At 68.4% G+C, this 26,801-nt stretch carries 24 protein-coding genes; 8 read left to right on the top strand and 16 right to left on the bottom strand.

All coding sequences use genetic code 11. The features are described from left to right. The first annotated feature begins 165 nt into the window (after positions 1-165). Positions 166-1,092, top strand: coding sequence for an extracellular catalytic domain type 1 short-chain-length polyhydroxyalkanoate depolymerase (locus N7L95_RS28090; RefSeq protein ID WP_435870133.1), 927 nt, complete (start codon positions 166-168; stop codon positions 1,090-1,092). A 158-nt stretch (positions 1,093-1,250) separates the two neighbouring features. Then, positions 1,251-1,898, top strand: a complete 648-nt coding sequence (locus N7L95_RS28085; protein ID WP_301260934.1) for a suppressor of fused domain protein — start codon at positions 1,251-1,253, stop codon at positions 1,896-1,898. A 120-nt stretch (positions 1,899-2,018) separates the two neighbouring features. Here the strand turns inward: N7L95_RS28085 and N7L95_RS28080 are convergent, their stop codons facing one another. The 5 genes from N7L95_RS28080 to N7L95_RS28060 all read right to left on the bottom strand — a co-directional run bounded on the left by N7L95_RS28080 (position 2,019) and on the right by N7L95_RS28060 (position 9,054). Continuing rightward, complete coding sequence (locus N7L95_RS28080; protein ID WP_301260933.1) at positions 2,019-4,025, bottom strand: nitric oxide reductase activation protein NorD; 2,007 nt, start codon at positions 4,023-4,025, stop codon at positions 2,019-2,021. Between the two features lie 3 nt (positions 4,026-4,028). Next, positions 4,029-4,832: a CbbQ/NirQ/NorQ/GpvN family protein gene (locus N7L95_RS28075; protein WP_301260932.1), complete on the bottom strand. Its 804-nt coding sequence runs from the start codon at positions 4,830-4,832 to the stop codon at positions 4,029-4,031. Positions 4,833-4,836: 4 nt separating this feature from the next. Continuing rightward, on the bottom strand, positions 4,837-6,216 hold the full coding sequence (locus N7L95_RS28070; RefSeq protein ID WP_301260931.1) for a cbb3-type cytochrome c oxidase subunit I: 1,380 nt from the start codon (positions 6,214-6,216) through the stop codon (positions 4,837-4,839). A gap of 12 nt (positions 6,217-6,228) precedes the next feature. Beyond that, positions 6,229-7,101: a c-type cytochrome gene (locus N7L95_RS28065; RefSeq protein WP_301260930.1), complete on the bottom strand. Its 873-nt coding sequence runs from the start codon at positions 7,099-7,101 to the stop codon at positions 6,229-6,231. Positions 7,102-8,316: 1,215 nt separating this feature from the next. Further along, entirely contained in the window at positions 8,317-9,054 is a 738-nt protein-coding gene (locus N7L95_RS28060) for an SDR family oxidoreductase (protein WP_301260929.1), read from the bottom strand. A gap of 170 nt (positions 9,055-9,224) precedes the next feature. Between N7L95_RS28060 and N7L95_RS28055 the strand changes: the two genes are divergently transcribed. Beyond that, entirely contained in the window at positions 9,225-10,175 is a 951-nt protein-coding gene (locus tag N7L95_RS28055; RefSeq protein ID WP_301260928.1) for an AraC family transcriptional regulator, read from the top strand. 140 nt (positions 10,176-10,315) lie between these two features. Here N7L95_RS28055 and N7L95_RS28050 read toward each other — a convergent pair whose 3' ends face one another. Next, positions 10,316-10,981 carry an O-methyltransferase gene (locus tag N7L95_RS28050; RefSeq protein WP_301260927.1) on the bottom strand — a complete coding sequence of 222 codons (666 nt, stop codon included), beginning with the start codon at positions 10,979-10,981 and terminating at the stop codon, positions 10,316-10,318. A 90-nt stretch (positions 10,982-11,071) separates the two neighbouring features. Here N7L95_RS28050 and N7L95_RS28045 point away from each other — a divergent pair, with 90 nt between their 5' ends. The 4 genes from N7L95_RS28045 (at position 11,072) to N7L95_RS28030 (ending at position 14,715) form a co-directional block, all read left to right on the top strand. Further along, positions 11,072-11,713 (top strand): TetR/AcrR family transcriptional regulator, encoded by a 642-nt coding sequence (locus N7L95_RS28045; protein ID WP_301261188.1) that lies wholly within the window; start codon positions 11,072-11,074, stop codon positions 11,711-11,713. Between the two features lie 271 nt (positions 11,714-11,984). Further along, complete coding sequence (locus N7L95_RS28040; RefSeq protein ID WP_301260926.1) at positions 11,985-12,683, top strand: Crp/Fnr family transcriptional regulator; 699 nt, start codon at positions 11,985-11,987, stop codon at positions 12,681-12,683. A 109-nt stretch (positions 12,684-12,792) separates the two neighbouring features. Then, on the top strand, positions 12,793-13,620 hold the full coding sequence (gene cobA, locus N7L95_RS28035) for a uroporphyrinogen-III C-methyltransferase (protein WP_301260925.1): 828 nt from the start codon (positions 12,793-12,795) through the stop codon (positions 13,618-13,620). Between the two features lie 120 nt (positions 13,621-13,740). Beyond that, positions 13,741-14,715: a hypothetical protein gene (locus N7L95_RS28030; RefSeq protein ID WP_301260924.1), complete on the top strand. Its 975-nt coding sequence runs from the start codon at positions 13,741-13,743 to the stop codon at positions 14,713-14,715. A 128-nt stretch (positions 14,716-14,843) separates the two neighbouring features. On the opposite strand, the gene N7L95_RS28025 is transcribed toward N7L95_RS28030, so the two are convergent. The 10 genes from N7L95_RS28025 to N7L95_RS27980 form a co-directional block, all read right to left on the bottom strand. Further along, the gene (locus N7L95_RS28025) at positions 14,844-16,421 is read right to left on the bottom strand and encodes a cytochrome D1 domain-containing protein (RefSeq protein WP_435870125.1); all 1,578 of its coding nucleotides are present in this window, start codon (positions 16,419-16,421) and stop codon (positions 14,844-14,846) included. Positions 16,422-16,429: 8 nt separating this feature from the next. Beyond that, positions 16,430-17,656 carry a heme d1 biosynthesis radical SAM protein NirJ gene (gene nirJ, locus N7L95_RS28020; RefSeq protein ID WP_301260923.1) on the bottom strand — a complete coding sequence of 409 codons (1,227 nt, stop codon included), beginning with the start codon at positions 17,654-17,656 and terminating at the stop codon, positions 16,430-16,432. A gap of 2 nt (positions 17,657-17,658) precedes the next feature. After that, positions 17,659-18,141 carry a siroheme decarboxylase subunit beta gene (gene ahbB, locus N7L95_RS28015; RefSeq protein WP_301260922.1) on the bottom strand — a complete coding sequence of 161 codons (483 nt, stop codon included), beginning with the start codon at positions 18,139-18,141 and terminating at the stop codon, positions 17,659-17,661. After that, entirely contained in the window at positions 18,128-18,637 is a 510-nt protein-coding gene (locus N7L95_RS28010; protein ID WP_301261185.1) for an Lrp/AsnC family transcriptional regulator, read from the bottom strand. The genes ahbB (N7L95_RS28015) and N7L95_RS28010 overlap by 14 nt, the downstream gene beginning before the upstream one ends. Further along, the gene (ahbB, locus tag N7L95_RS28005) at positions 18,630-19,625 is read right to left on the bottom strand and encodes a siroheme decarboxylase subunit beta (protein WP_301260921.1); all 996 of its coding nucleotides are present in this window, start codon (positions 19,623-19,625) and stop codon (positions 18,630-18,632) included. The genes N7L95_RS28010 and ahbB (N7L95_RS28005) overlap by 8 nt, the downstream gene beginning before the upstream one ends. A 2-nt stretch (positions 19,626-19,627) precedes the next feature. Then, positions 19,628-20,794, bottom strand: a complete 1,167-nt coding sequence (locus tag N7L95_RS28000; protein ID WP_301260920.1) for a cytochrome D1 domain-containing protein — start codon at positions 20,792-20,794, stop codon at positions 19,628-19,630. Positions 20,795-20,852: 58 nt separating this feature from the next. Continuing rightward, positions 20,853-21,194: a c-type cytochrome gene (locus N7L95_RS27995; RefSeq protein WP_301260919.1), complete on the bottom strand. Its 342-nt coding sequence runs from the start codon at positions 21,192-21,194 to the stop codon at positions 20,853-20,855. A 7-nt stretch (positions 21,195-21,201) separates the two neighbouring features. Continuing rightward, positions 21,202-21,510: a c-type cytochrome gene (locus N7L95_RS27990; RefSeq protein WP_301260918.1), complete on the bottom strand. Its 309-nt coding sequence runs from the start codon at positions 21,508-21,510 to the stop codon at positions 21,202-21,204. Positions 21,511-21,567: 57 nt separating this feature from the next. Then, positions 21,568-23,301, bottom strand: coding sequence for a nitrite reductase (locus N7L95_RS27985; protein ID WP_301260917.1), 1,734 nt, complete (start codon positions 23,299-23,301; stop codon positions 21,568-21,570). A gap of 666 nt (positions 23,302-23,967) precedes the next feature. Then, positions 23,968-24,429: a hypothetical protein gene (locus N7L95_RS27980; protein WP_301260916.1), complete on the bottom strand. Its 462-nt coding sequence runs from the start codon at positions 24,427-24,429 to the stop codon at positions 23,968-23,970. Between the two features lie 1,114 nt (positions 24,430-25,543). Between N7L95_RS27980 and N7L95_RS27975 the strand changes: the two genes are divergently transcribed. Then, positions 25,544-26,785, top strand: a complete 1,242-nt coding sequence (locus N7L95_RS27975; protein ID WP_301260915.1) for an FG-GAP repeat domain-containing protein — start codon at positions 25,544-25,546, stop codon at positions 26,783-26,785. The last annotated feature ends 16 nt before the right edge of the window (positions 26,786-26,801 follow it).

Genomic DNA, 26,801 nt, shown 5'->3' with positions numbered 1-26,801 from the left:
CCTGATTTCCAGCGCTTGATGAACGAGGCGACCCGCCTCACCCGATCCGGCGACCTGGCTGCCGCCAGCTCGGCCATTCGAGCCGCCCTTGGGCACGCCCTCCCTGGAACGGGTGCGGCATCTGGCGGAGGCCGGCCACCTGCCTCCGCGGACGCGGGCTGCCTGGTGATCGATGTCGAAGCCCGGGAGCGCCCGGACAGGGAGGCGCCGGCGGCGCCAGCACCGGTCCGCACGCCGGCGCGGCCGGGTGGCGAGTTCGTGGCCGGCAGCCATACAAGCGCTGGCGGCAGCCGCGAGTACAAGCTGTTCATTCCGCCGCAGGCTGGCGCGCGCCCGTTGCCGCTGGTGGTGATGCTGCATGGCTGCACCCAGGACCCGGATGATTTTGCCGCCGGCACCGGCATGAACGAGGCCGCGCTGGCCGAGGGATTTTTTGTGCTGTATCCCGCGCAGTGCGCGCGGGCGAACCCGCAGCGATGCTGGAACTGGTTCAAGCACAGCCACCAGCAACGCCATCGCGGCGAGCCTGCCTTGCTCGCAGAGCTGACGCGCGACATCATCGCCCGGCATCCCATCGATGCCCAGCGCGTGTATGTCGCCGGCCTGTCGGCCGGTGGCGCCATGGCGGCCATCCTCGGCAATACCTATCCTGACCTCTATGCCGCCGTGGGCGTGCATTCCGGCCTCGCCCCTGGCAGCGCGACGGACTTGCCATCAGCCCTGGCTGCGATGAAAAGTGGCCGGGGCGGCGATGGCGGGGCGGCCACCGGCATGCCGACCATCGTCTTTCACGGTGATGCGGACGCCACCGTGCATCCCGGCAACGCCGAGCAGATCGTTGCCGCCGTGGCCGGGCCCACAGCGGCGGTCGAGTGCCAGCAGGTGCAGGGCCATCACGCTCGCCGCTGCACGCGTCATCTGCACCGCGCCGCAGATGGCAGCGTGATCGCCGAACGCTGGGTCGTGCACGGCTCGCCGCATGCCTGGTCGGGCGGCAGCGCCAAAGGCTCCTACACGGACGGCCGGGGCCCGAATGCGACCGCGGAGATGATCCGCTTCTTCCTTGAACGGAAACACCGCGGCGCGAGTTGAGGCGCGGCGCCGCCGGCTTCCTGGATCGAAGGAGCCAGCGTGGCGGGCGCCGACGCCGGCCCCGCGCCTAGAATCGGATGCCTTGCGCCGGGACGATGCAAGCTCTGCAGGTCTCCGGCTCTCGAAGTGGGCTGCCCTGTTTGCAGAGGGAGGGAAGAATGCGGGATTTGGAGCGTACCGAGGCAAGCGCCACGCCTTTGGCGCCAGCGCGCCGTGCAGCGATGACGGCGGCGCTGGGTGATCCACACCTGGTCGATGCCGACCCGGACCGGTCGCAACCGATCGACATCTTCGTGTTCGAGCGCAATTTCATCGAGGAATGCGACGACGACGCGGACGACGATCCGGGATATGTGCTGGTGACCTCCGGTATGAGCGATCAGCTCATGACACTGCCTGATGAAGGGGCCGATGATGCTTCGCCCGCGGTGGAACTCGTCTGGTATGTGCGGGACTTGAACCCGGAGTACCTGGCCAATCTGCGCTGGCTGGCCAAGCTGCCGTTCATCGATGCAACGTGGTTCGCAATGGGCCATACCATCGCTATGCCGCGGCCGCCCTTGTCCTTCTGCGAGTTCAGCGCCTTCCTGTTGTTGCCGCCGATCATCCGCACCGACCGCGAACTGTTCGAAGACCTGGAGCAGCAGGGGCATCCCATCGAAACACTGACGGTCCATCTGCTGTCCGAACCCGAATACCGTCTGGTCAAGACGGAGGACGGCCTGGACGAGTTCCTCGATCTGCTTGACGAGCACGACTACCCGCTGATCTTCGACCCCGCCAGGGCGTCGATCGTCGAGCCATGAGCGGCCGGCAGCGGGCGCCGGGCTGAGCCGGCCCCGCGGCACCGCGCGCGGTGCATACGCCGGGAACACGGCACCGCGGGAGCCGCTTCGCCGCCAGGGCGCCGATGCCGCGGCCGGCCTCTATGCGCCCGAGGCGGCCGCCAGGCGCTTCATCCATTCGAGCAGTGCAGCAGGGAGCAAGTCTGCGCGAGGCAGCAAGGCATATTGGTGCCAGCCGAAAATGCCTGGGATGTAGCTGGCCGCCTGGCGGTCCACGGTGAGGCAGAACGGGTGCACGCCCTGGAGCTTGGCTTCGGTGACGGCCTGTCGCATGTCCTCGACACCATACCGGCCCTCGTACTCGTCGATATCGTTCGGCTTGCCGTCGGACAGCAGGAGCAGCAAGCGGTGCCGGGACGGCTCGCTCATCAAGGTCGCGGTGGCATGCCGGATGGCGGCGCCTGCGCGGGTGTAGTGCTCGGGCTCGAGTGACGCGATGCGCCGGGCAACCTGCTCGCTGTAGGGTTCGGTGAAGGCCTTCAGTGTCCGGACGACCACGCCCTTCGGACCTTCGCCCGAGAACGCCTGCAGCGCAAAGGGCTCCCCCATGCTCTGCAGTGCAATCGACACCAGGAGCAGTGCCTCGCGCTCGATATCGACGATGCGTTTGCGGGCCGAAATCCAGCCATCGGTCGAGCCGCTGATGTCCGTCAGGATGAGGATGGACATGTCACGCCCGACCTGCCGATAGGTCTGGTACAGCGCCTGGGGCATGGGGTGCCCGGCCCGGAAATCGGAGTATCCGTCGATGTAGGCCTCCAGGTCGATGTCGTCTCCTTCGAGCTGCTTGCGAAGGCGAGCACGCTGCGCCTTCAGCATTTCGAAGCGGCGCCGCACGAGGTTGAGCATCGACCGGTACTCGTCGAGTGTCTGCTCGACCCAGTGCATGGGGCCTTCCGGGGTGTCCCGCAGGTGGATCGCCACGTGGTTCTCGACATAGCACTGGGTTCGGACATCCCACTCCGGATAGCGCAGGCCAGCTTCTCCGGGGAGTGGCGGCGAACCGGTGCGCTTGGCCCGGGCGTCCGGCGGGTCCTCGGACAGCAGGATCTCCTTGGCTTTGCCGGGCGTGGAGACAAGTCGGGCCTCGGGCAGCTCCGATAGCGAGTCGGCCAGCTCTTGCGCGGCGGTCGACTCGTCTCGATCGGTGGGCCGTTGCAGGCCGAGCGGGTCTTCCGCCTGCTCGTGCGGCTGAGCGGTCTGCACCATCCACGCGCCCGGCTTCTGGTCGTCTTCGTCCTCGGGGGCTTCCCGCACCTCCGGGCGGCGGCCGAGGCGGGCGCTGCGCGGGTTGACATCGTCGTCCAGCGGGCGCTCGGCTTCGTCCCGCGAGGCCGTCGCCAGGCGTGGCGCCCCCCGGAACTCGCCGGTCCACAGGTCGCGGAGCAACCACCGGCCCTCGCCGGCACGCGGCAGGTCGGCGGCAGCACGACGGGCCTGCTCGAGCGACCTTTCCACCGACGCCGGGGGCAGCGAAATCAGCGGCGCATCGAGCAAGTCGCGAAGCCGCTGCTCCAGCGGCCGGCGGTACAGGGGAAAGGCATGCAGCGGGGGCCGCAAGCGCAGCGACCGGTGCCGCAAGCGCTGCAGGGCCGGCAGGAGGCCGGGGAGCCGCTGCACCAGGGCTGCGTCGGCAGCGCTTGCCTCATGAAGCACAAAGAACGCTTGTTCCGCCGGATGCGCGAGTTGCTGCCACACGGCCGCGCTGCCGCGTACGGCCCGGATTGCTTGCTGCAGAACGGCCAACCGGTACTGCTCGAGCGCGGTCAACTCGTCGTTGTCGAGCAGCACGGCCGGCAGCCAGATCGAGCGGCCGTCGGTGCAGGGGACCGCCTGTTCGACCCGTGGTCCCTCGCTGCGCCGGAACAGCTTCGTCAGGAAGGTCGCGGGCGCGGGTGGCTCTGCCACCCGCAAGGGGAAGCTGCTGCCGAACGCGGCGGTGACCAGCAGGTCCAGACGCTGGGCGACGTCACGCAGCGCAGTGCAGCCGGGGCCGGGTGCCTGCTTGCGGTGCTTGCGCCAAAGGTCGCGCGCGAAGATGGTCGCATGCCGCGCGACGTCCTGGATGACTTCCTCGGCTTCTGCCACGGCCTACACGAAAGTCGCATCCACCAGGTCCCGCATGGCCGACGCCAGCATGGGGTCGTCGGACAATGGCGACACGATGGCGGAGCAGCAGGCGTCCCGGACGTCAATGCCGCTTGCGATGAGGCGCCCGGCCGCAATCAGCAAGCGCGTGCTCGGCACCTCCGCCAGACCACGGTCCTGCAGGCCGCGCAGCCGGTGTCCCAGCGACACGAGGGCGTGTGCGTTGGCGTTGCTCACACCGCTTTCACGCTCGATGATCTGCGCTTCCCGCTCTGGCGGGGGGAAGCTGAAGTCGAAGGCCACGAAGCGCTGGCGCGTGCTCGGCTTGAGGTCCTTCAGCATGCGCTGGTAGCCGGGGTTGTACGAAACCACCAACTGGAAGCCGGGCGCTGCCTCGATCTGCTCGCCGGTCTTGTCGATGGGCAGCACCCTTCGGTGGTCGGTGAGCGGATGCAGCACCACCACCGTGTCCTGCCGTGCCTCGACGACCTCGTCCAGGTAGCAGATGGCGCCCGCCCGCACGGCGCGGGTGAGGGGCCCATCCTGCCATTGCGTGCCGTCATGCCGGACCAGGAAACGGCCGATCAGGTCGCTGGCCGTCAGATCGTCATGGCAGGAGATGGTGATGAGCGGGCGGCGCAGCCGCCAGGCCATGTGTTCGACGAACCGCGTCTTGCCGCAGCCGGTCGGCCCCTTGAGCATGACGGCGAGCCCGCGCGCGTGGCATTGCTCGAAGATGTCGACCTCTTTGGCATAGGGCACGTAGTACGGCTCATCGGTCGCCAGTGGCAGCAGCTCATTGTCCATCTGCTCAGGCACCCACTGGTTTCACCCGTGCTGTGCGGATCTCGTGGTCGACCTCGTCGTTGACGACGTCGAACCGCGGCGCATGGCGGAAGAAGTCGATGATGTAGAGGGCAACGCCGAGTGCGAACAAGGAGGCGGTGGCCACGAGCATGAGGAAGTGCACCTGGATCTTCAGTTGGGCATCGAGATAGCCGAGTCCCATGATGCGCTCCAGGTACACCTGGCCAATGCCGGCGGTGGCGAACGACAGGGTCATGCCGAACATGCCGGCCAGCTGTAGCCAGAACGCCCAGTAGCCCATCTGCGTGCCTTCTTCCTTGCGCCCGGGTGCCATCTGGGGCAGGGCGTAGGCAATCATGGCCATCACGATCATCGCGTAGGCGCCATAGAAGGCGGCATGGCCGTGCATTGCGGTGATGAGCGTCCCGTGCGTCCATTTGTTGACGCTCGGCCAAGTGTGGGCCAGCCCGAGCAGGCCGGCACCGAAGAGCGTGTACACCGCGCTGCCTACCGTCCAGTGCAGGGCCAGGGTGTTCGGGTGCGCCATCCCCGAGCGCCGCATGGCGGAGTAGGCGTACATGGCCATGCCAACCAGCGCCACCGGCTCCAGCGCGCTGAAGATGCCGCCGATGGGCAGCCAGTAGCTCGGCACGCCAACCCAGTAGTAGTGGTGTGCCGTGCCCAGGATGCCGGCGATGAAGACCAGGCCAACGATGACGTACAGCCATTTCTCCATCACCTCCCGGTCGGCTCCCGACAGGCGAATGAGCAGGTAGGCCAGGAAGCCGCCCTGGATCATCTCCCAGACACCTTCGACCCACAGGTGGATGGTCCACCAGCGGTAGAAGATGGAAACCACATAGTTCTCATAGTGCAGCAACGCCGGCAGGTACAGCACCGCGGCCCCCGCCACGCCCAGCAGCAGCACGCCTTCGGTGGTCGTGAAGCGACCGGATTTCCTGATGGTCATGCCGATGTTGTAGAGGAACATGAGCATCACCACCACGATCGCGATCTTGTGGGGCAGCGGCTGCTCCAGCAGCTTGTTGCCGGTGCCATAGCGGAACAGGTAGCCGATGACGGCGCTGACGCCCATGACCATCCAGATCGCGAGCTGGATGTAGGCCAGCTTCACGCTGTGCAGCTCGGTGCGCGATTCGTCCGGCACCATCCAGAAAGTGGCGCCCATGAAGCCGGTCAGCACCCAGACGATCAGCAGGTTGGTATGGATGACCTTCGTGACGTCGAAGGGCAGGATGTAGAGCAGCGGGTCCGGCCCCAGGTACTTGGCGGCCGAGAGCAGGCCGAAGACGATCTGCAGGCCGAACAGGACCATCGCCACCGCAAAGTACCAGTAGGCGACTGATTGAGACTTGTAGCGCATGGAGTACCCCGCTTATTTGAGCGACGAGAGATAGGCGACGAGTTGGTCGACCTGCTCCGGTTTCAGGCTCTGGCTGTAGGTGTTGGGCATGAAGGACGTGCCGCTGGCCGAGTACATCGGGCCGGCCACGACATGGGCGCTTGGCTCGAGGATCGATTCCCTGATGTAGCCAGCAGCATCCTTCGCCTTGCCCTTGTACTCGGGGGAGCCGACCAGCTGGGCCGCCCGGGCGCCAAGGCCATGCAGGCTCGGCCCCGCCATGTTGGCGTTGGGCGCCACGGAGTGACAGGCGTTACAGGCGGGCGTCGCCGAGCGGAACAGCCGCTCGCCGAGGGCGATGGGATTCTCGTCTCCCGTCAACGGGCGTGCGCCGGGTGGCGTGGCGGTGCCACCGGCAGCCGGTGCGGACGCCGCCTCGGAAGGGGCGGCCGCCATGTCGGTGCCCGGAATGGTCGCACCCGTCACCAGGATGGGCCGGGGCGGCCAGCCCTGGTTGTCCACCTTGCTGACCCAATCCAGGAAGGCAATGAGATCCTTGATCTCCTGCTGGGCCAGGTCCTGCTTCGGCATCAGCCGGCGATGCCGTTGCTCATCGTAGAACTGCGAGGGGTCCTTCATGTAGGCGGTGAGGTAGGCCTCTCCGCGCAATTGGGTGATCTTCGTCAGATCGGGGGCGTAGTACGCGCCTTCACCGAACAGGGTGTGGCAGTTCACGCAGTTGTACTTGTGCCAGACATCCATGCCGCTCTTGACGGCGGGCGTGATGTTCTCGGCATTGGTCAGCTTGGGAAACTGCCGGTGGCTGTCGAGGGTCAGGCCGAGGAACACGACGGCTGCCACCAGCGTGGAGCCGATGGCGAAGAGGCGAGTCTGCTTCTTGTTCATGTGGCGCCTTTCTCAAACACCGATGCCGGACCAATGCGTCATCGAGATGTAGGCGACATACAGGACCGCCGATGCCATGAGCAGCACGACGGCGTAACTCACCAGTTTGAGTGGGCCATGCATGGACACTTCCTTCGTGGGTTCAGTGCGCGGAGCCGCTCCCCGTGAACGGCCGTGCGGGTCATCTACAGCAACTCATGCTCCAAATATGAGCTGGTGGAGGTGTATTTGCCATGCTTCTTCTAAGCGGGCTTGTCTCCATGCTCATGGGATGAATTGAAGTATGCGGGATGGATGTAGAACGGGATCACCCTTCTGCATTCGATTTGTCATGCCGCAATTTCTCAAGCCGAATTGCTTGATCAACGCTGCTGTCGCAGACAGAGATTTCCCTCGCTATTGGCCATGGCATGTGCCGCCCGTCGCGGCACCCATCAAGAAGCAGCGCGGTTGATCCATCCTTTCGCCGCGGTATTGGCCTCCCGCGTCGGGCCGCTCTCATTCAAACCGATGACGCGGCAGCCGGGCTCGACCAGCAGAGGAACTGCCTCGTCTGCCGTATCGTGGACAAGAGACCACACCGTCCGATGGGCCCACCAGGAAAGGCTGATGCGAGTGAGGCAACCCAGCACTCGCTGTGTTGGTCGCCGTGCTCGGCTGCGCTGTGTCCGACGCCTGCACTGGTGTCGATGCTCCTCACGGCATCAGGAAGATGTGCCGCAACCCGCCTCCAGCGGAGCTCACGAACGAGCGCTACACCAGTCCCTCTGCGGCGGGCAGCGCCCTCGGCATGGACGTGACATTGCGGCTGCTGTTGTCTGAGCCGGTGAACGAGGCCCGCCTCGAGACCACTCGCAAGATCATCGACTTGGGCGCCAGGTGTGAGCTTCAATGCATGGACCTTCGGGCATGTGGTGCCTGGCTCGTGGCCAGGGCGGAGGCCCGCCATCCACCGGCGTTGCAGGCGCGGCTGCTTCCCGCGAGCCCGCCGTCCAGGCCGCGAGGCGGGGGGGGCTCCAGCAGCTGTCCGCGCGCACTGCGCCCCCCTGTCCGTCGATGAGAGGGCTGCCGGACCGCTGCCGCGCCGCGGTCGCGGCAGCGGCCTTGGGGCCCCGGACGAGCCGCCCGTCACAGCCGTGCCGGACAGAGCCGCGCACGGCAGCGGCAATGGCCTCGGACGTCACTGCGCCGGCTGCGGCCGGGCCGCCGCACCGGTCAGTACGGGCTGGCGGTCGGCCGCACGATGATCTCGCTGGTATCCACGTCCTCCGGCTGCTCGATGGCGAAGGCGATCGCGCGGGCCACCGCGTCGGGCGCAATCGCGATGCGACGAAAGTCCTGCATCAACTCACGTGCGCCGGGGTCGGAGATCGAGTCGGCAAGTTCCGACTCGGTCACGCCGGGCGATATCACCGTGACGCGGATGTCGCCCCCCACTTCCTGCCTGAGGCCCTCCGAGATCGCTCGCACCGCGAACTTGGTGGCGCAATACACCGCCGCGGTGGGGGACACGGCATGACCGCCGATGGAGGAGACGTTGACGAACTGGCCGCTCTTCTGCGCCCGCATCACCGGCAGTCCGGCCGCAATGCCGTGCAGCACACCGCGGATGTTGACGTCGATCATGCGGTTCCACTCGTCAATCTTGCCTTCCTCCAGGCGAGAGAGCGGCATCACCCCGGCGTTGTTGACCACCACGTCGACGCGGCCGAAGCTCTCGCGGGCAAAGCTGACGATGGCCTCCACCTCCTGCAGACGGGTCACGTCCAGCGTGCGGTGGCAGGCCGAGCCGCCTTCACTGCGGATGGCGTCGGCCAGCGCTGCCAGTCGCTCCTGGCGCCGTGCGCCGAGCACCACCTTCGCTCCGCGCCGGGCCAGCAGGCGGGCCGTGGCCTCGCCAATGCCGCTGCTCGCGCCCGTGATGACCACCACCTTGCCGTCGATGCCTGACATGTTCGCTTCCTTTCGTGTGAGTGCCTGAGCACAGGGGTACAAGATGAAAGCGAGTCTAGGAAGCAGCGCTGCCCGGGGGGTAGCCCAGACGCCGCCACTTCTTGCACAATCCTCCAGCAACGCAGGGCCCCGGTTGGGACCGCGGCCGTCTCCAGGCAAGCTCTACCGCCATGACTTCCTCATCCCTTTCCCGGCCGCCGGCCGACGTGGCGCCCCCGGACCTCTCGGTGCCCCTCACGCGGCTGGCCAGCTTGATCCAGCGTGCCACGTCCGGTGACGGGGTGTTCAGCACCGCCATCGGACGGCTGGCGCTGATCCGCGCGTCGCAGCCGAACCAGCCGCTGCATGCGGTGCAGCAACCGGCGCTGTGCGTGGTTGCGGGCGGTGCCAAACGGGTGATGTTGCAGGATGAGGCCTACCTGTACGACCGCTCCCGTTACCTGGTGGCCTCGGTCGAGCTGCCGGTCTCGGGCCAGGTGGTGCAGGCCACGCCGGATGCGCCTTATCTTTGCGTCCGGCTCGATCTGGATCCCGGCGAGATCGCCGGGCTGCTGCTGCAGGCGCGGCTGCCTGCCCCGCCGGTTCCGACCGGTCGTGGCCTCTGGTTGAGCCGCACCTCGGCGCCGCTGCTCGATGCGGTGCTGCGCCTGGTGGCGCTGCTGGACAGTCCCGAAGACATCGAGACGCTGGCGCCGCTGGCCATGCGCGAGATCGTCTACCGGCTGCTGAAAAGTCCCGAAGGCCCGCTGCTCGCTCATCTCGCCCGGGCGGACGGCCCTGGGCAGCGCGTCCGCAAGGCGATTGCTTGGATCCGGGCGCACCTGGACCAACCCTTGCGCATCGAGGCGCTGGCCCGGGAGGCGCACATGAGCCCGTCGTCGCTGCACCAGCACTTCAAGGCGTTGACGTCGATGAGCCCGCTGCAGTACCAGAAGCAGCTGCGCCTGCAGGAAGCACGGCGCCTGTTGCTCAGCGAGGTGGCTGATGCGGCGACCGCCGGCCACCGCGTGGGCTACAGCAGCCCGTCGCAGTTCAGCCGCGAGTACCGGCGCCGCTTCGGCGCGCCGCCAGCGCGCGACATCGAGCGCCTGCGAGCCGGCGAGGCGCCGGTGCCGCTGTGAACAGCGCCTTGGCGCTGCCGCCACGATGAACGGCGCCGCTGGCTTGCGCAGCGCCCGCGGCACAGGGCGCAGGCAGGGAAAGCAGCCACGAGGCAAGGGCCACCTTGCTCCACGCCGGCCTGCCGGTGCAGCGACCGCCTTCAGCCAAGACGCATCGACAGCTCCACGTCTTCGCCGAACGGCGTGGACAGGTAGCCCCCTGAGGGGGAGCGCACCCGTGCCAGGTAGTCCGGGCTGTGGTCCGCGTTGTCGGCGACGATGAGGGCACCGGGCCGCAGCCGGCTTTCCAGCAGGCCGAGGATGTCGGGATAGAGCGCCTTGGCACCGTCGAGCAGGACCAGGTCGATGCTGTCGGGCAGGTCGACGGCCAGCGTCTGCAGTGCGTCTCCCTCACGGATCTCCACCAGATCGATCAGCCCCCCGGCTGCCAGGTGATCGCGCGCGCGGGCCACCTTGGACGGCTCGAATTCGCTGGTGATGAGTTGGCCACCTCCGTTGTCCCGCAGGGCCGCGGCCAGGTACAGGGTAGAGATGCCGAAGGAGGTGCCGAACTCGACGATGGTGCGCGCGTGGCTGCTTCGCGCCAGCATGTAGAGGAGGGTGCCGGTCTCGCGCGAAACGGGCAGCGGGAAATCCTTCAGGCGCCCGTAGAAGTCGCGGTAGTCGGTCTTGCTGCGCATCAGGCGCGCATGGTCGGCCTCGGTCAGTCCGGCGAGCGCGGGGCTGTTCGCCGGCGATGTCGCGGCGGCTTCGTTGAACAGGCGGTCCAGCAGGGCCGCCAGCGGTGCGGTGGTCAGGGTCGTCATGGCAGGGTCTTCCTGAAGAGAGTGGGTGAAGGGAGTCGTCATAATATGAAGGAACCTTCATGTTTCCTATTCGCATTGCCCGTCACACCCATGGCCGAACGCCGAAGCACACCCATCGCCTCACGGAGACAGCCGAAGCAGGTGCGCTCGGCCGGGCTGGTCGCCGCGATTCTCGAAGCTGCCATTCAGGTTTTGGCAAAGGAAGGCGCGCAGCGCTTCACCACCACGCGGGTGGCCGAACGGGCCGGCGTCAGTGTCGGCTCGGTGTATCAGTACTTCCCGAACAAGGCATCGATCCTCTTTCGCCTGCAGAGCGATGAGTGGCGGCGAACGACCGAGATGCTGTGTGCGATCCTGGAGGACCGGCGTCGACCGCCGCTTGAGCGCTTGCGGCTGCTGGTCCACGCCTTCATCCGCTCGGAATGCGATGAAGCCGAGATCCGCACCGCGCTCAATGACGCCGCTCCGCTCTACCGGGATGCACCCGAGGCGCACGAGGCCAGGGCAGCAGCCGATCACACCGTGCAGGCCTTCATGCGGGAGGTGCTGCCCCGGGTCTCGGACGAAACGCGTGCCGTGGCCGGCGACCTCATCACCACCACACTTGGCGCGGTGGGCAAGGATTTCTCCGAAAGCTCCCGCACGGAGGAAGAGATCCAAGCCTATGCCGAAGCGATGGCCGACATGTTCTGCGCCTACCTTCGCAGCCTGCGAGCGGCGAAGCGAGCGTAGCGATGCGCATGCTGCCCGGTCGGCTGGCAAGCCATGGAAGGGCGCGCCGGCCACCGGCTCACGGCAGCGCCCGGACGAGTCATGGCCCGGGCCGGCCACCGGCCGCACGGCGCTGGCCTGTGCATGACGCCAGCGCCCGGCTCCGTGCCGGCACCTGCCGTCCCGGTCGGATGCGGGGTGCTTGACGTTCCGCAAGAAGGCGAGGGTGGGGCACTCCCACAATCAGTCATTGCTTGCCCACCCCTTGCCATCCCTTGTCGTCGGAGCCCCCTTGGATGCCCGTGCCTTCGATGTGCCCCGCTACCTGTCGGTGCTGCCCCTGTTCAATGACCTGAGCCCGGCCGAGCTGGAGCGTGTGGCGGGCGGCTGCCACTTGCGCCGCCTGGCGCGCGGTGAGACCCTTTTCCGGGTGGGACAGCCTTGCGAGGAGTTCCATGTCACTGTCACCGGGCAGGTCAAGCTCTTCGCCATCTCGCCCGCCGGGCAGGAGAAGGTCATCGAGCTGGCCGGACCGGGCCACAGCTTTGCCGAAGCGCTGATGTTCGCCGGCAAGGCCTACATCATCAACGCCCAGGCGCTCTCCGACACGCTGCTGCTGACCGTGAAGAAGCACGCGGTCGTCGACGAGATCGAGCGCGACCCACGCTTTGCCATGCGCATGCTGGCCGGCATCTCGCGCCGGCTGCATGGCCTGGTGCACGACGTGGAGGCCTATGCATTGCACAGCGGGCTGCAGCGCGTGATCGGCTACCTGCTGCGCGACCAGGTGGCCGAGGACTGTGTGAGCGGCGAAGTCATCACCGTGTCGCTGCCGGTCAGCAAGGCCACCATCGCCTCCCGCCTGTCGCTCACGCCCGAGTACTTCTCTCGGGTGCTGCATGAGCTGGAAGCGGCCGGCCTGGTCCACATCGACAAGCGCGACGTGCACATCCTCGATGCACGCCGGCTGGCTGCCTATCCGGGGCGATGAGCATGCCGACATGGCACCGCCCTGGGCTTGAACTGCTTCAAGGCGGCGCTGCGCCGGCGATCGTGCAATGCAGTATCCGGCGCCGTGCCGCATCGATCGAAAGCCTGCCATGACCCTGCTCACCGAGCCCTTGCATTTCACCCCCGGCGCAGCGCCAGCGGCCCGGCGGCCCGCACGCGTCACGCTCGTGGGCGCTGGGCCGGGCGATCCGGAGTTGCTCACCGTGAAGGCCGCCAAGGCGCTGCAGGCCGCGCAGCTGGTGCTCTATGACCACCTGGTGTCGAGGGAAGTGCTGCAGCTGGTGCGCCCGGACGCCGACCTGGTCTACGTGGGCAAGGAAAGCGGCCACCACACGCTGCCGCAGGAGGACATCGCCGCGCTGATGGTGCGGCTGGCGCAAAGTGGCCGCAGCGTGCTGCGCCTGAAGGGGGGCGATCCCTACATCTTCGGCCGCGGTGGCGAGGAGGCGCAGGCCCTGGCAGCCGCGGGCGTCCCCTTCGAGGTGATTCCCGGCATCAGCGCGGCACAGGGAGCGGCGGCGGCCGCCGGCATTCCGCTCACGCATCGGGACCATGCCGAATCGCTGGTGTTGACCACCGGCCACCTGCGCGGCGAGGGCGCACAGCGCAGCGCGGACCTCGACTGGGCGACACTGGCACGCGCCCGGCAGACCGTGGTGATCTACATGGGCGTGAGCACGCTGCCGACCATCAGCGAGCAGCTGCAGGCGCATGGCCTGGCGGCCGACACGCCGGCGGCCCTGGTCGAGCGTGCCACGCTGCCCGAGCAGCGGACCGTGGTGGGCACGCTCGCGACCTTGCCGGCCCTGGCGCGCGAGCACGAGGTGCGCTCGCCGGCGCTGATCGTGATCGGCACGGTGGTGGCGCTGCGGCAGGTGCTCAGCCCCAGCGCAGCGGAGCCGCTCAGCGTCACTTGAGGCAGCGGCCCCGCGCGGGCTGCACGGCGCCAGGCGCATCAGCTTCCGGTCAGCAGGCGATGGCGATACTGCGGGCACCTTGCCGCGGTGCAGCCGCGGCGCTTCCAAGGAGACACCATCGTGACCTGGCCCCTGACCCGTTGGCTGCCGCTGGCCGCAGCCTTGCTGAGCGTGGCGTCGTGCGGCGGCTCCGCAGGGGTGGATGCGCCTGAGGCCGCCAGTGGCGTGGCCGGCGCGCCAGCCCCCGGCTGCCGTGCCGACGGTGCCTGCCGCATCGTGGCGCTGCCCGCCCCTGCCTCTGCGCAGAATGCCTGCTTCAGCCCGGATGGCCGCCGCCTCGTGTTCACCCGCTGGCACCGCGGCTACAACCAGGCCCCCGCGAGCCTGTGGACGGTGCCCGTCACCGGCGGCACACCCGCCCGGGTGATCGATGACGGCGCCAGCAACGTGAACCTGCCCGGCGCCTGCTGGAGCCGGGCCGGCCGCATCGCCTATGCCAGCGACGCAGTGGGCGACAGCGACGAAATCTGGACCATCGCCGCCGACGGCAGCCGGCCGCAGCGCCTCACGCATCACAGCGGCGCTCCCTACATCGAGCCGAGTTTCTCGCCGGACGGGTCGCAGCTGGTGTTCGAGGCGTCCGTGAGCGAGACTGCCGCCGAGCTGTGGAAGGTGCAGGCCAACGGCGGCGGGCTGACGCGCATCACCCGGGGTTTCGCCGACCGCGAGCCGAACTGGTCACCGGCCGGTGACCGCATCGTGTTCCAGCGCTTGGGCGACGACTGGGCGCTGTACACGATGAAGCCCGACGGCAGCGAGGTGCAGCGCGTGACGCCGCCCGGCTGGTCCTGCACCGATGCTTCCTACTCCCCGGACGGCAAGCAGCTGGTGTTCTCGGCCACCCCGCCGGGCGAGGAGGGCGCCCAGATCGCGGTGGTCGCGGCCAGTGGCGGTACGCCCCGGCTGGTCACCCGCTCGTCCGGCTACAACGGTGCGCCAAGCTGGTCGCCCGACGGGCGGCGCATTGCCTTCGAGGCCTCGGACGACCCGGACGCCACGCGGCCCACCGCGTTGTGGATCATCGACGCGCCGTGAGGCGCGCCGACGGGGAGCGGCCCGGCGGGCGGCCAGGCAGCGCCAGCCCGCGGGCCGGTGCTGCCTTCGGGCGCCGGCTGGCGATGACGGGGGCACGCGTGCAAGGTGGCCGAGGGCTGCGTCTGACCTCAGTGCGAGGTGCCCTCCGAGCGCGAGATCTTGTTCCAGACGTTGTACTTCCCCACGGGCTTGCTCATTGGCAGGCGCTTGACTTCCTTCAAGGTGCGCGCGTCGTAGACGATCAGCGCGCCGTCGTCCTCCCACAGGCTGGCCAGCGCATGGCGGCCGTCTCGGGTGAACTCGATGTGGGCCAGGGTGCGGCCCGGCTCGCGGATCTGTGCAACCGGCTCCAGCGTGGCCTTGTCGATGACAGTCAGCGTGTCCCTGGCCGTCGGGCTCATCATGGAGTCCACCCAGGCGTAGCGCGATTGCTCATGGCTGCGCATGAAGAAGCCGGGGCCAGGGGTGGCGATGCTCTTCACCGGTTGCCAGGTGCGCATGTCGATGACCTGCACCACGCCGTCCTTCAGGTTGGGCGAGGCGAGCACCGTGCGGCCTCGCCATGCGAAGGTGATGCCGGAGCCCAGGTGCGGCATGCCGGCCAGCGGCAGGCGGGCGATGCGGCGCCGCACGTCCAGGTTGACCACTTGCGCGCTGGGGCTGCCGTCACCCTTGGGCCGCGTGGCGCCCAGCACATGGCGGTAGCTCTGGTCGAAGAAGAAGTCGTCGAGCGGCTCGTCCAGTGGTGTGCGCCGCACGCCGAGGTGGCCGGGCTTGGCGATGGCTTCGCCCATCTTGTAGTCGTGCACCAGGCCGTCATGGATGGGTTCGGCGGCGGGGTCATAGGAGATCTCCCACAGCTCGGGGATGTCCTTCATCGCCACGACGAAGCTGCGGCGGGGCTGCGCGTCGTAGACCGCCGAGACGCGCGAGCTGGTCTTGCCGTCCAGCGTGGCGGCGGGGTAGATGCGCTGCAGGTTCAGGTCCGCGTCGAACAGCGCCAGGGTGTGCGGCAGGTAGTTGGCCGCCATCACCCAGCGGCCGTCGCCCGAGACGGCGATGTTGCGCATGTTGAGGCCGGCTCGCACCTCCGCCACCACAGCCAGGTTCCACAGGTCGTACTTGGTGATCCAGCCGTCCCGCGAGCCGAAGTAGACATGGCGGCCCTCGGGCGAGAACTTCGGCCCGCCATGCAGCGCGAAGCGGGACGCGAAGCGGTGAATGACCTCGAAACGGTCGCCATCGACCAGCGACACATGATGGTCGCCGCCCTCGACCACCACGAAGAGGTTCATCGGGTCGGCCTTCCAGGCCGGGCGGCCGGGCAGCTTGCCGGCATCGGCCCGGGCGGTGCGCGAGGTGCGGATGTCGGCCTCGCCCCATTGCGGCGTAGGCGTCACCGGGGTGTAGATCCACTGCACCAGGGCGGCCGCTTCCTCGGCGGACAGCTGGTCCTGGAAGCCGGGCATCTGTGTGGCGGCCCGACCCTGCGTCACGACAGCCAGCGCTTCGGCGGGGCGCAGCCGCTGCAAGCTCTCGGGCAGCAGGGCCGGACCCATGCCGCCCAGTCGCTGCTCGCCATGGCAGGCGATGCAGTGCTGGCGGTACAGCTCCGGTGCCGAGGGGCCGGCGCGGGCCATGTCGGCCATCATCGCCAACCAGGCTGCGAGCAATGCGAACTTCAGGCAAAGGCAGAGTCGGTGCATGGCGGACCTCAATGGGCTTGGTAGGCGAAGGGCGTGGACAGCACCCGCGCTGCCGCCGGGCCGCAACCGCTACGGCCGATCTCGTCGTCGTCCAGGTAGCAGCCCGGGTCTTCGGCCCATGGATCGCCGGTGACCTGCTGCGCCCGCACGCGGGTGTTGCCGCCGCACAGCTCGAAGTACCGGCAGCCGGCGCAGCGGCCGCCCACCGGCCGGGGCTTGGCCTTCAGGCCCTGCATCAGCGGATCGCGGGTGTCCAGCCAGATCTCGGAGAACGGTCGCTCCCGCACACTGCCCAGCGGGTGGTGCCACCACATGGTGTCCGGATGCACGATGCCGAGGTTGTCGATGTTCGCCACATTCACGCCCGAGGCGTTGCCGCCCCGCGCCACCAGCCGCTCGCGCAGCGGCGTGGCCCAGCGTGGCAGGCGCTGCTGCACCCATTGCAGCAGGTAGGCACCGTCGGCATCGTTGTTGCCGGTGACGAAGTCCTGCCCGCTGCCGGAAAGCGCGGCGTCCCAGGCGGTCTGGTACAGCAGGTCGAGCGCGGCGCGGGTGGCCGCGAACTGCGCATCGCGGGCGCGATGGATGTTGCCGCGACCCGCATAGTTCAGGTGCGAGAAGTAGAACTTGTCCACCGCTTCGTCCTGCATCAGCTGCAGCAGCGGCGCCAGGTCGTGCGCGTTCATCGCCGTCATGGTGTAGCGCAGGCCCACCTTGACGCCGCGCGCGTGCAGCAGGCGCAGGGCGGCCAGGCTGCGGTCGAAGGCACCGTCGAGCCGGCGGAAGCGGTCGTGCGTGGCACCGATGCCGTCCAGGCTGATGCCCACATAGTCGAAGCCCTGCGCGGCGATGCGGTCGGCCATCGCGGCGTCGATCAGCGTGCCGTTGGTGGACAGGCCGACGTAGAAGCGCATGGCCTTCGCCCGTGCGGCGATCTCGAACAGGTCCGGCCGCAGCAGCGGTTCGCCGCCGGAGAGGATGAGCACCGGCACCCGGAAGGCCTTGAGGTCGTCCATCACGGTGAACACTTCCTGCGTGCTCAGCTCGCCGGCGTATTCATGGTCGGCCGAGATTGAATAGCAGTGCTTGCAAGTGAGGTTGCAGCGGCGGATGAGGTTCCAGATGACCACCGGGCCGGCCGCGGGGTGGCCCTCGCTGCGCCGGGCGGTGGTGGGGTAGTGCCCGTCGGCTTCGGCCTGCGCCAGCTCGCGCATGTACTGGGAAACGCGGAACATGTTCAGTTCTCCTTGAGCCGCAGCCCGGCCTTCTTGAGGATGGCGCTGCTGTAGAGGATGTCGTTGGCTGCGCAGGCGGCGCCGAGCAGCGTGCGGATGGCTTCGGCCTGCCGCTCCACTTCCTCGCGGCTGCGGCCATGCACCATGGCGAACAGGTTGTAGGGCCACAGCGGCCGCTCCCGCGGGCGGCGGTAGCAGTGGCTCACGCCGGGCAGGGCCCCCACCCGCTCGCCGAGGGCATCGACCTGCGCGTCGTCCACGTCCCACACTGTCATGCCGTTGGCGACGTAGCCCAGGCGGTAGTGGTTGGGCACGGCGCCGATGCGGCGGATCAGGCCGTCCGAGAGCATCTGCCCGAGCCGCTCGCGCACCTGCTCGCCGCTCACGCCCAGCATTGCGCCCACCGCTTCATAGGGGCGAGCCACAAGCGGCAGGCCCGTCTGGGTGGCGGCGATCAGCGCGCGGTCGAAATCACTCAGTGCCATGAGGTCCCTCCTCCACGGTGGCAGCCAGGCGCAGGCCCACGAAGTACTCGCGCTCCTTCGGGAAGGCGTGCACCGGCAGGCCGGTCAGGCGGCCGATGCGGTCGAGCGCGGCCCGTGCCGCCTCGTGCGACTCGGCGGCCACCACGAACCACATGTTCAGCCGGTGCTCGCGGCGGTAGTTGTGCGCCACCTCCGGCAGCTGGTTGACGATGGCCGCGATGCGCTGGAATGCCGACTCCGGCACCTCCAGCGCGGCCAGCACGAACTGGCCACCGGCGCGCTCGATCTGGAACAGCGGGCCGAACCGCGTCAGCGTGCCGCGGGCCAGCAGGCGGCCCAGCCGCTCGATCACCTCGTCCTCGGGCAGCCCGAGCGCCGCCCCCACCTCGGCGAAGGGGCGTTCGGTCAGCGGCAGGCCGCCGTGCAGGTGGTCGATCAGGCGCAGGTCGGTGCGGTCGGGCAGGGCGAACGTCGCCAGGGCGGGGGTGTCAGGCATCGGCATGGATGGCCTCGGTGGCAGGAGTGCGGAAGTAGCTGGCGCCTTGCTGCTTGAAGCGGCGCCGGCTGAACAGCACCTCGTGCGGGTGCTGCTGCAGGCCGGCCGCCCGGGCGGCGCCTGCGATCAGCTGGCGCACAGCCTGGCGCTCGCGCCCGTGCACCATGCAGTACAGGTTGTAGGGCCAGCCGTCGGCGCGGGCCCGGCGGTAGCACAGCGTCACCCCGGGCTGGCGGGCGAGGGCGCCGCCGCAGGCGTCCACCCTGGCGTCGGGCACGTCGAACACCGTCATGGCGTTGTGGGCGAAACCCAGCTCGTGATGCCGCACCACGGTACCGAAGCGCCGCAGCGTGCCCTGTGCGAGCCAACGTTGCAGGGTCTCGCGCACCTGCGGCTCCGGCCAGCCGAGCTGCTGCGCCCATGCAGCGAAGGGCCGCTGCACCAGGGGCAGGCCGCCTTCCACCAGGGCGGCGAGCGGGGCCTCGGCCGGCTCGACGCGGGGCACCGCGGCTGCGGCCGGCACCGTGACGCGTGTGGCGGGCGCGCGGCCTTCGAGGTCGAAGCCGAGGTCGATGCGGTAGACCCGCTGCATGGGCAGGCGCAGCACCGGTAGCGCCGTGTGCTGCTCCAGCTGGGCCAGCTGGTGCTGCAGGCCGGGCAGGTCGCGGCCGGTGATGACGAACCAGAGGTTGAAACGGTGCTCGCGCTCGTAGTTGTGGTTGACGCCCGGCAGCGCGTCCACCTGCGCCGCCACGCCGGTGAGCCGGGCCGGCGGCACGGCCAGGGCGCACAGCAGCGCGGCGCCGCCGGCACCGGCGGCCCAGGCACCGCCGATGCGGCTCAGCGCACCGTCCTGCAGGGCACGGCGGTAGGCGGCCAGCACCTCGGCTTCGCTGCGGCCAGCCTGCGCCGCGATGTCGGCGAAGGGCGTCGGCCCCAGCGGGAAGCCGTGCTGCCAACGGTTGAGCAGGTCCAGTGGCTGGTCCATGGTCAGAACCCGATGCGGGCCGCACGGCTGGTGAAGAAGACGCCGCTGGGAGCGTCGAGCGGCAGCGTGGCCAGTGTGGCGAAGCTGGCGGTATCCACCACCGAGACGCGGTTGGCGTCGCGCGAGCTGATCCACACTGCTTCGCCGCGCGGCGTGAACTCCATGTGCAGCACCGCCTTGCCGGGCTCCAGCGTCTTCACCACCTGGCGGGACTGGGTGTCGATGACCTGCACGCGGTCGTAGTCCGGCACCGCGAAGTTGACCCACACCTGGCGGCCGTCCGGGCGGGCGATCACGAAGACCGGCTGGCCCGCGACAGGAATGCGGCCGACCTCGGCCCAGGTGTCGGTGTCGACCACCAGCACCTCGTGGCGGCCGATGGCCGGCAGCCAGGCATGCCGCCCCGCCACGGCCCAGCCGCGCAGGTGCGGCATCTTGAACACCGGCAGCGCCTGCTGGCCGCGGCCATAGCCGGCGAGGATGCGGCGCACGGTGGGCCGCGGTGCCCACAGGTCGATCATCGCCAGGCCATCTTCGCCGAACAAGCCGGCGATGTAGTGCCGCCCGTCGGGCGTGACCAGCGCGTCGTAGGGCTGGCGGCCGACATTCTCGAACCGGGTGAGCCGCGGCCGGGTGGGCTCGGACAAGTCGGCGATCCAGATCTGGTCGGCGTCGAAGAGCGAGAACACGAAGCGCCGGCCCGGCAGGTCGGCCAGGCCCACCACCCGCGAGCGCTGGCCGGGCGCGTACTCGGCCGGGATGTCGGCCACCAGCGCGAGGGTGCGGGCGTCGAACACCTTGATGCCGCCGGGTTGGTAGTTCTGCGCTGCCACCAGCGTGCCGTCCTGAGAGACGGCCCCGCCGATGGAGTTGCCGGCCTGCTGGATGCGTTGCTCGATGCGGCGGGTGGAAAGGTTCACCCGGGTCAGCGCACCGTCGCGGCCAAACACGAAGGCGCTGCCACCGTCACGCGAGAACACCACCGAGGCGTGCGACAGATCGCCGAGGCCCGGCACCTCCGCGAGCACGGTGCGCTCGCTGGTGTTCACGATGGCCAGCGTACCGCGGCCGCGCTCGATGACGACGCCGAGGTCGCCGGTGCCGGCCGGGCCCGGGGCGGCAGCGCAGCCGGCCAGCACGGCGAGCAGAAGGAGGAGCAGGTTTTTCATGGAGAGGTCTCCGGCGCCGTGCGCCGGGGCGCGCGGCAGGTGGACGGGCGGGCCGGCGTCATGGCGCTTCGGCCGGGAAGCCGGCAAGCAGGCGCTCGGCGATCCAGCGCGCCTCCTCGCTGGTGAGCATGGAGCGCCACGGCGGCATGGCGGTGCCGGGGCGGCCGTGCACGATGGTGGCGGCCAGCGAGTCGACCGGCCTGTCGGCCAGCGCTTCGCGGGTGAGGGCCGGGCCAAGGCCGCCGGTGAGCTTCATGCCATGGCAGGAGCCACAGTCCTGCCGCACCATGCGCACCAGCTGGCGGGCCCGGGCGGCATCCGGGTCGGCAGCCGCGGGCAGGCAGGCCAGCGACAGCACCAGGGCAGCCAGGCAGGGCGAGGGAAGCAGCTGGGGGCGCATGGGCGCCTCAGCTCTTCAGGATGGATTCGATGGCCGCCTTCAGGTCAGCGTCGCTGATCTTGTCGGGGCCGGTCGGCGCCATCGGGATGGGCCCGAAGCTGCCCTTGCCACCGGTGCGCACCTTCTGCATCAGGGTGGCGATGACATCCTGCCCTTTGTATCTGGCCGCGATGTCCTTGAACGAGGGGCCGACGATCTTCTTGTCCCGCGAATGGCAGGCCATGCATCCGGCCTGGTTCATCGCTTCTTCGGTGCCGGCGGCGGCGCCGGTGGCTGCCAGGGTGAGGGCCAGCGCGGCGAGGACCTGCGTGTTCATGAGGCGCTCCTTCGTGCGCGTGGGCAGGGCGGGCGTGGTGCCGCCCTGCCTGGCGCGTCAATAGACGTCGTGTTGCGTGTTGTAGACGTTGAAGTGGCCGGTAGGCGTGATCAGGCGGGGATCCTTGATCACGGTCTTCAGCTTGAGCGTCTTGTCATCCACCACCACCAGGGCGCTCTGCTTGTTCTTGGCGGACCAGACCGCGAACCACACCTCGTCGCCGTTCTTGTTGAACTCGGGTTGCACGACGCGCTTGGCGCCGTCGTCACCCAGGCCGGCCCATTCGGCGATCGGCAGCACGGTGTAGCCCTTGTCGAGCTGGTCGATGTCGTACACCACCACCGATTGGGAGATCTTGGGATCGGGGTTCAACGGCGTGTCCGAATAGAGATGGCGGCTCTTCGGATGGCTCTTGATGAACAGCGCCCCGCCGCCCTGGCCCTTCAGCTCGGCGACCTTCTTGAAGGCATAGGCCTTGTGCTTGACCGGGTCGGTGCCGATCAGCGAGATCGTCTCGTCACCCAGGTGACCGGTTGACCACACCGGCCCGAACTTCGGATGCACGAAGTTGGCGCCACGGCCCGGGTGGGGGATGGTGCCCACATTGACCAGGGCGGCCAGCTTGCCTTCCTTGGCGTCGATGACGGCGATCTTGTTGCTCTGGTTGGCGGCCACCATGAAGTAGCGCTTGGTCGAGTCCCAGCCGCCGTCATGCAGGAAGGGCGCCGAGCCGATCTCGGTGACCTTGAGCGCGTCGAGGTTGGAATAGTCCACCAGCAGGGACTTGCCGGTTTCCTTCACATTGACCACGAACTCCGGCTTGAAGTGAGACGCGACGATCGAGGCAACCCGCGGTTCGGGGTGGTATTCCTGCTTGCCCACCGTCATGCCGCGGGTGGCCATCACCTTCAGCGGCTCCAGCGTGTCGCCCTTCATGATCACGTACTGCGGCGGCCAATAGGCGCCGGCGATGGCGAGCTTGTCGGTGAAATCACCGGCCGGGCCCTTGTACTTGCTGGTGTCGACCGAGCGGGCCTCGAGGCCGATGCGGATCTCGGCGACGTTGTCCGGCTTGGCCATCCACAGGTCGATCATGTTGATCTTCGCGTCGCGCCCGATCACGAACAGGTAGCGCCCGGAAGCCGACATGCGCGAGATGTGCACGGCGTAGCCGGTCTTGATGATGTTGATGATCTGCTTGGTGTCGCCATCGATCAGCGCGACCTCACCGGTGTCGCGCAGCGTGGTCGAGAAGATGTTCTCGATGTTGTAGCTGTTCATCTTCCGGGTCGGCCGCTGCTCGGGCGGAACGATCACCTTCCACGTCTGCTTCATGTCCTCCAGGCCGAACTCCGGCGGTGTGGGCGGGTCCTGCTGGATGTAGCGTGCCATCAGGTCGACCGTCTTCTCGTCCATCTCGCCGGAGGTGAGCCAGTTCGGCATGCCAGCCGGCGAGCCATAGGCGATGAAGACCTTCAGGTAGTCGGTGCCCTTGCCGATGGTGATGTCGGGCGTGAGTGGCTTGCCGGTGGCGCCTTTGCGCAGCACGCCGTGGCAGCCGGCACAACGCTCGAAGTAGGTCTTGCGGCCGATATCGAACTCGGCCTGCGTCATGGGCGGCGCCTTCGGGTTGGTGCTCTGGTACATGGGCACGTCGCGGATTGGCGATCCACCGGCCTGGTAGTTCACCTCGGGTGGGGTGACGTCCTTCTTGTCTTGCGACTGCACGCCTGTGGCCGCCAAGACGGACAGGAGGAGTGCCGTCAGCCGAGTGATCTTCATGGTGTTCATCGAGTGTCCTCTGCGTCGTGGAGCAGCTTGATCGGGCCGCGATCGTGAGTCGGGCTTGCCTCGCCGGGCGGCTGTCCATCGTCTGGTGGCGAGCGGTGCCATGGTCATCCTGGCGTGCCCCGCTGTCTTTAAACTGGGTCAAGGACGGGCCAGGGAGGCAGCAAGGGGCCGCGATCGTGAGTTCAGGCGCAAGCTGGCGGCTTCCCGGGGCGGCGGGCCCGGCTGTTCCGGTCAATGCATGACAAGCCGCAAGGAGCGGCCGGCGCGCATGCAGGGTGGGCGGGTGGCGGGCCGGCCGGTTCTAGCGCCCGGTCACCGGCGTGCCATGTCTGCAGCTTGCAGCAGGCGCGGGCCGAGGCGATGCACGGGTCGGCGACGCGGCACTGGTAACGAGGCTCTTCGCTCGCGATGCGATGTCGGGCATCGGGGCACGGCGGCGCAACGCTGGCGAGGGGCAGCATTCGGGGCGGCGGCCGGAGCGCGGTGCTCGTCGAAGCACTTGGGGGGCTTCTGCCAGCTGGAGGCGGCGTGCTGCCGGCACAGAAGCTCAGCCGCCTCACGGCCTGAGGGATGCGAACCGTCGCGAGGCGACCGTTGCCGATGTCTGCAAGGTCGACTGAGCCCGCCTTGACCGCTGAAGCCGCATCGACTGGGAGCCACTGGGCTTTATCGCGCCCGGGCGTGCCGGCGCTGGCGCCACTGCAGCGTCCCGCCGAGCAGGGCACCCCAAGCGAGGTGGTCTGCAAGCTGTGGCCAGAACGGCAGTGCCGCCACCGCAGGGAAGGCCCAGGGCGCGATGACACAAAGGTCCAGCAGGGCGACCGCGGCTGCGCCTGCCGTCGCCCACCCACAGGTCCGCGTGCGTGGCAGCAGGCGTGCGAACACCAGGGCCCAGAACAGCGACACTGCAGGGTGGACCAGCGCGGCGGCGCCGAACAGAATGACGGTGTCGTTCACCCCCGGCAGCAGCATCTGGCCCGCGGCGCGGGTGGCCTCGAGCAGGTCGCCCCCGGTGGACAGCGCGTGCAGCGTGGAGGGCAAGCCGCTGAAGAGGGTGGCGACCCACCACGCATGGAACAGGTCGCGTCGGCTGAAGCGCGGTGGGGCGAGGCGAAGGAGGGCCGTCATGCGCCGATCGTATCTTCCTTCCTTCAGGATGCCGCGCGAAGCTCTTCTGTTGCTCGTGGTGCAGGGCACCAGGTGCAATGAACGGCCAGTGTGCATGCGGATGCGTGACCGGTCGCCCGTTCTGGCCCCTCTTGACTGGGCGGCCCCCACGGTCGCCCCCCGCGCAGGCGGCTGAGCCGACCGATCCACATCGGCCAGCAGCGGGGGCGGCCAGTGCCGCTTGGAGGCCCGTGCAGCGCGCAACCCAAGCAACGCCGGTCCGGCTGACGAAGTGCCGAGAGCCCGATGAGACGCCAGCAGGCGATGAAATGGCCCGGATGATGTTCAGCACGAGGCGGACGCCAAGAAGGCGGCGGCCCTTCAGTCAGGTGCCCGGTTCCGCGCTCGAGTTGCGTGCAGGCGCCACCGGCTGATCGCTAGCACTGCCACAGGGGAGGACAGATGCAGCGTGTTCCTGCCTGCCCGGCGAGTCAGTGAATCACTGGTGCTCTGAGGCAGGCAAAGGCCGAGACGGCGTCGTCAGCCGCAACTCGGCCGCCGCGGGGCAGCAGCTGATCTCACCTACTGCTTGTCAGTGCGCACCCCTGACTGAGCTGCGCATCAAGATGGGGCTGAGTCATCACCACCGGAACGCGGCCCATTGCCTCATACATGCACGCTTTGCAACGATGAGAGTCATCTGTAAGTGTGTCGGCTTTCCACTTTGATTCCGTGCCGTAACGCTCTAAGGATAGAAGTCACATGAGCTGATCATCAATCGCATCGGCTGGCGAAGAATGAGTGCAGGTTGTACGTCTACGAGTCATCTCAGGCGTTGCAGGGGGCCCTCATCGGACGAAGGGCCAGGCGCTCATGCCGACGCTGCCGAACAGCGACGAAGTGGTGTGGTGCTGATGCGTGATCGCGCAGTGGGTCTTCGGCCTGGACTCCGGACGGCATCGTCCAGAGGCCTGGACGTACTCACAGGGTGACATCGGCGGGTAGGCCGCCCCGTGAACCGGCCCGCTTCACCTCACGGTAGATCTGGAATGGCAATCGGCGAAATGTGTCCAGCCCGGCCCTGCGGCCGGCCGCCTGTGCAAACCAGCACGCCGAATGGATCTGGAGGGGACACGTGGCACGTCGACTGATCATCTCCATGCTCGATCTGGTCGGGCGACCCTTGGGAGGAGCCGGCTGGACTGAAGCGGTCACCCGATCGAGCCGACCGGAGCAGAAGCGGCTCGAGGTCCTGCTGCTCGATCCCGGGGCGGGATGGTCGGTGGAGCGCCTCGACCTGCGCTATCCCGGGGCCGCGGAGGCGATCGACAGTGGCGAGTTTGTCGTCTCCGAGATTGGCGACATCGATGGCGACGGCCAGCCGGAGATCGTGCTTGCCGTGACGCCAACGGGCGCGCCGCCCTACCTGCTGGCTTACCGCTGCGACCGCGGGCGCTGGCAGGCCGAGCCCATCCAACGCAACATCGAGTCGGTGGACTTCATTCGCAGTGTCGCGCTGGGCGACCTCGACGGGGACGGCTGTGACGAGATCGTGATCGGCACCCGTCCCGATGGCGCCATCGTGCTCTTCGAGCGCGGGCCCTCCGGCTACACCGCCGCGTTGATCGATACGCAGCAGCAGGGCGCCAACAATTCGAACATCCGTGAAGTCGCCATCGGCGACATTGGCAATACGGGGCAGCTCGATGTCTTTGCGGCTTCGGCTCGCGCCAACGAGCCGGTGAAATGGGACCGCGTGCCTGGAGCCATTTTCCGCTACCGCAGGACCGGCGGACGCTGGGAGCGATCGGTGATCGAGGATCACGGCGGGCAGACGCACACGCGCATGCTGCGCGTTGGCAAGGTACGAGGCCTCGAGCAGGTGGTGTCTTGTGCCGTGGGCGTGCACGACACCCAGCATCACCGCATCGATCCCGAGCCCGTGCTCCAGATGCACAGGCTCGCGCCTGATGGCACTGTGGAGCGAGAGACGATCGCTGTTCTTGAAAATGCGATCAAGTCCCGCAGCCTGGCCATCGGCGACATTGACGGCGATGGAGCCAACGAGCTGGTGGTCGGCACCCGGTCGCTGGGCTTCGGTGACTACGGAGCCACCTTCCTTTACCTCTTCAAGTACGACGCCACCGCCGGGGCGTGGTCGCGGCAGACGCTCGACACCAGCGAGCCCCTGGGCTTCCACTGCGTGACCCTGGCCGATCTTGACGGCGAAGGCCGGCCGGTGGTGATTGCGTCGGATGACGGCAAAGGCTTGGTCAAGGCTTACCGGTTCCGCGACGGTGCATGGCAGGCCGAGGTCATCCTGTCGCGTCCCAACTTCATCTTCGTCAACGCGATGGGCATGGTCGATTGCTCGTGATCACGACAACGCACGC

The organism is Eleftheria terrae, assembly GCF_030419005.1.
GTDB lineage: Bacteria > Pseudomonadota > Gammaproteobacteria > Burkholderiales > Burkholderiaceae_C > Caldimonas > Caldimonas terrae.
Note: the sequence above shows the minus strand (reverse complement) of the source record. Positions and strands in the feature narration are given on the sequence as shown.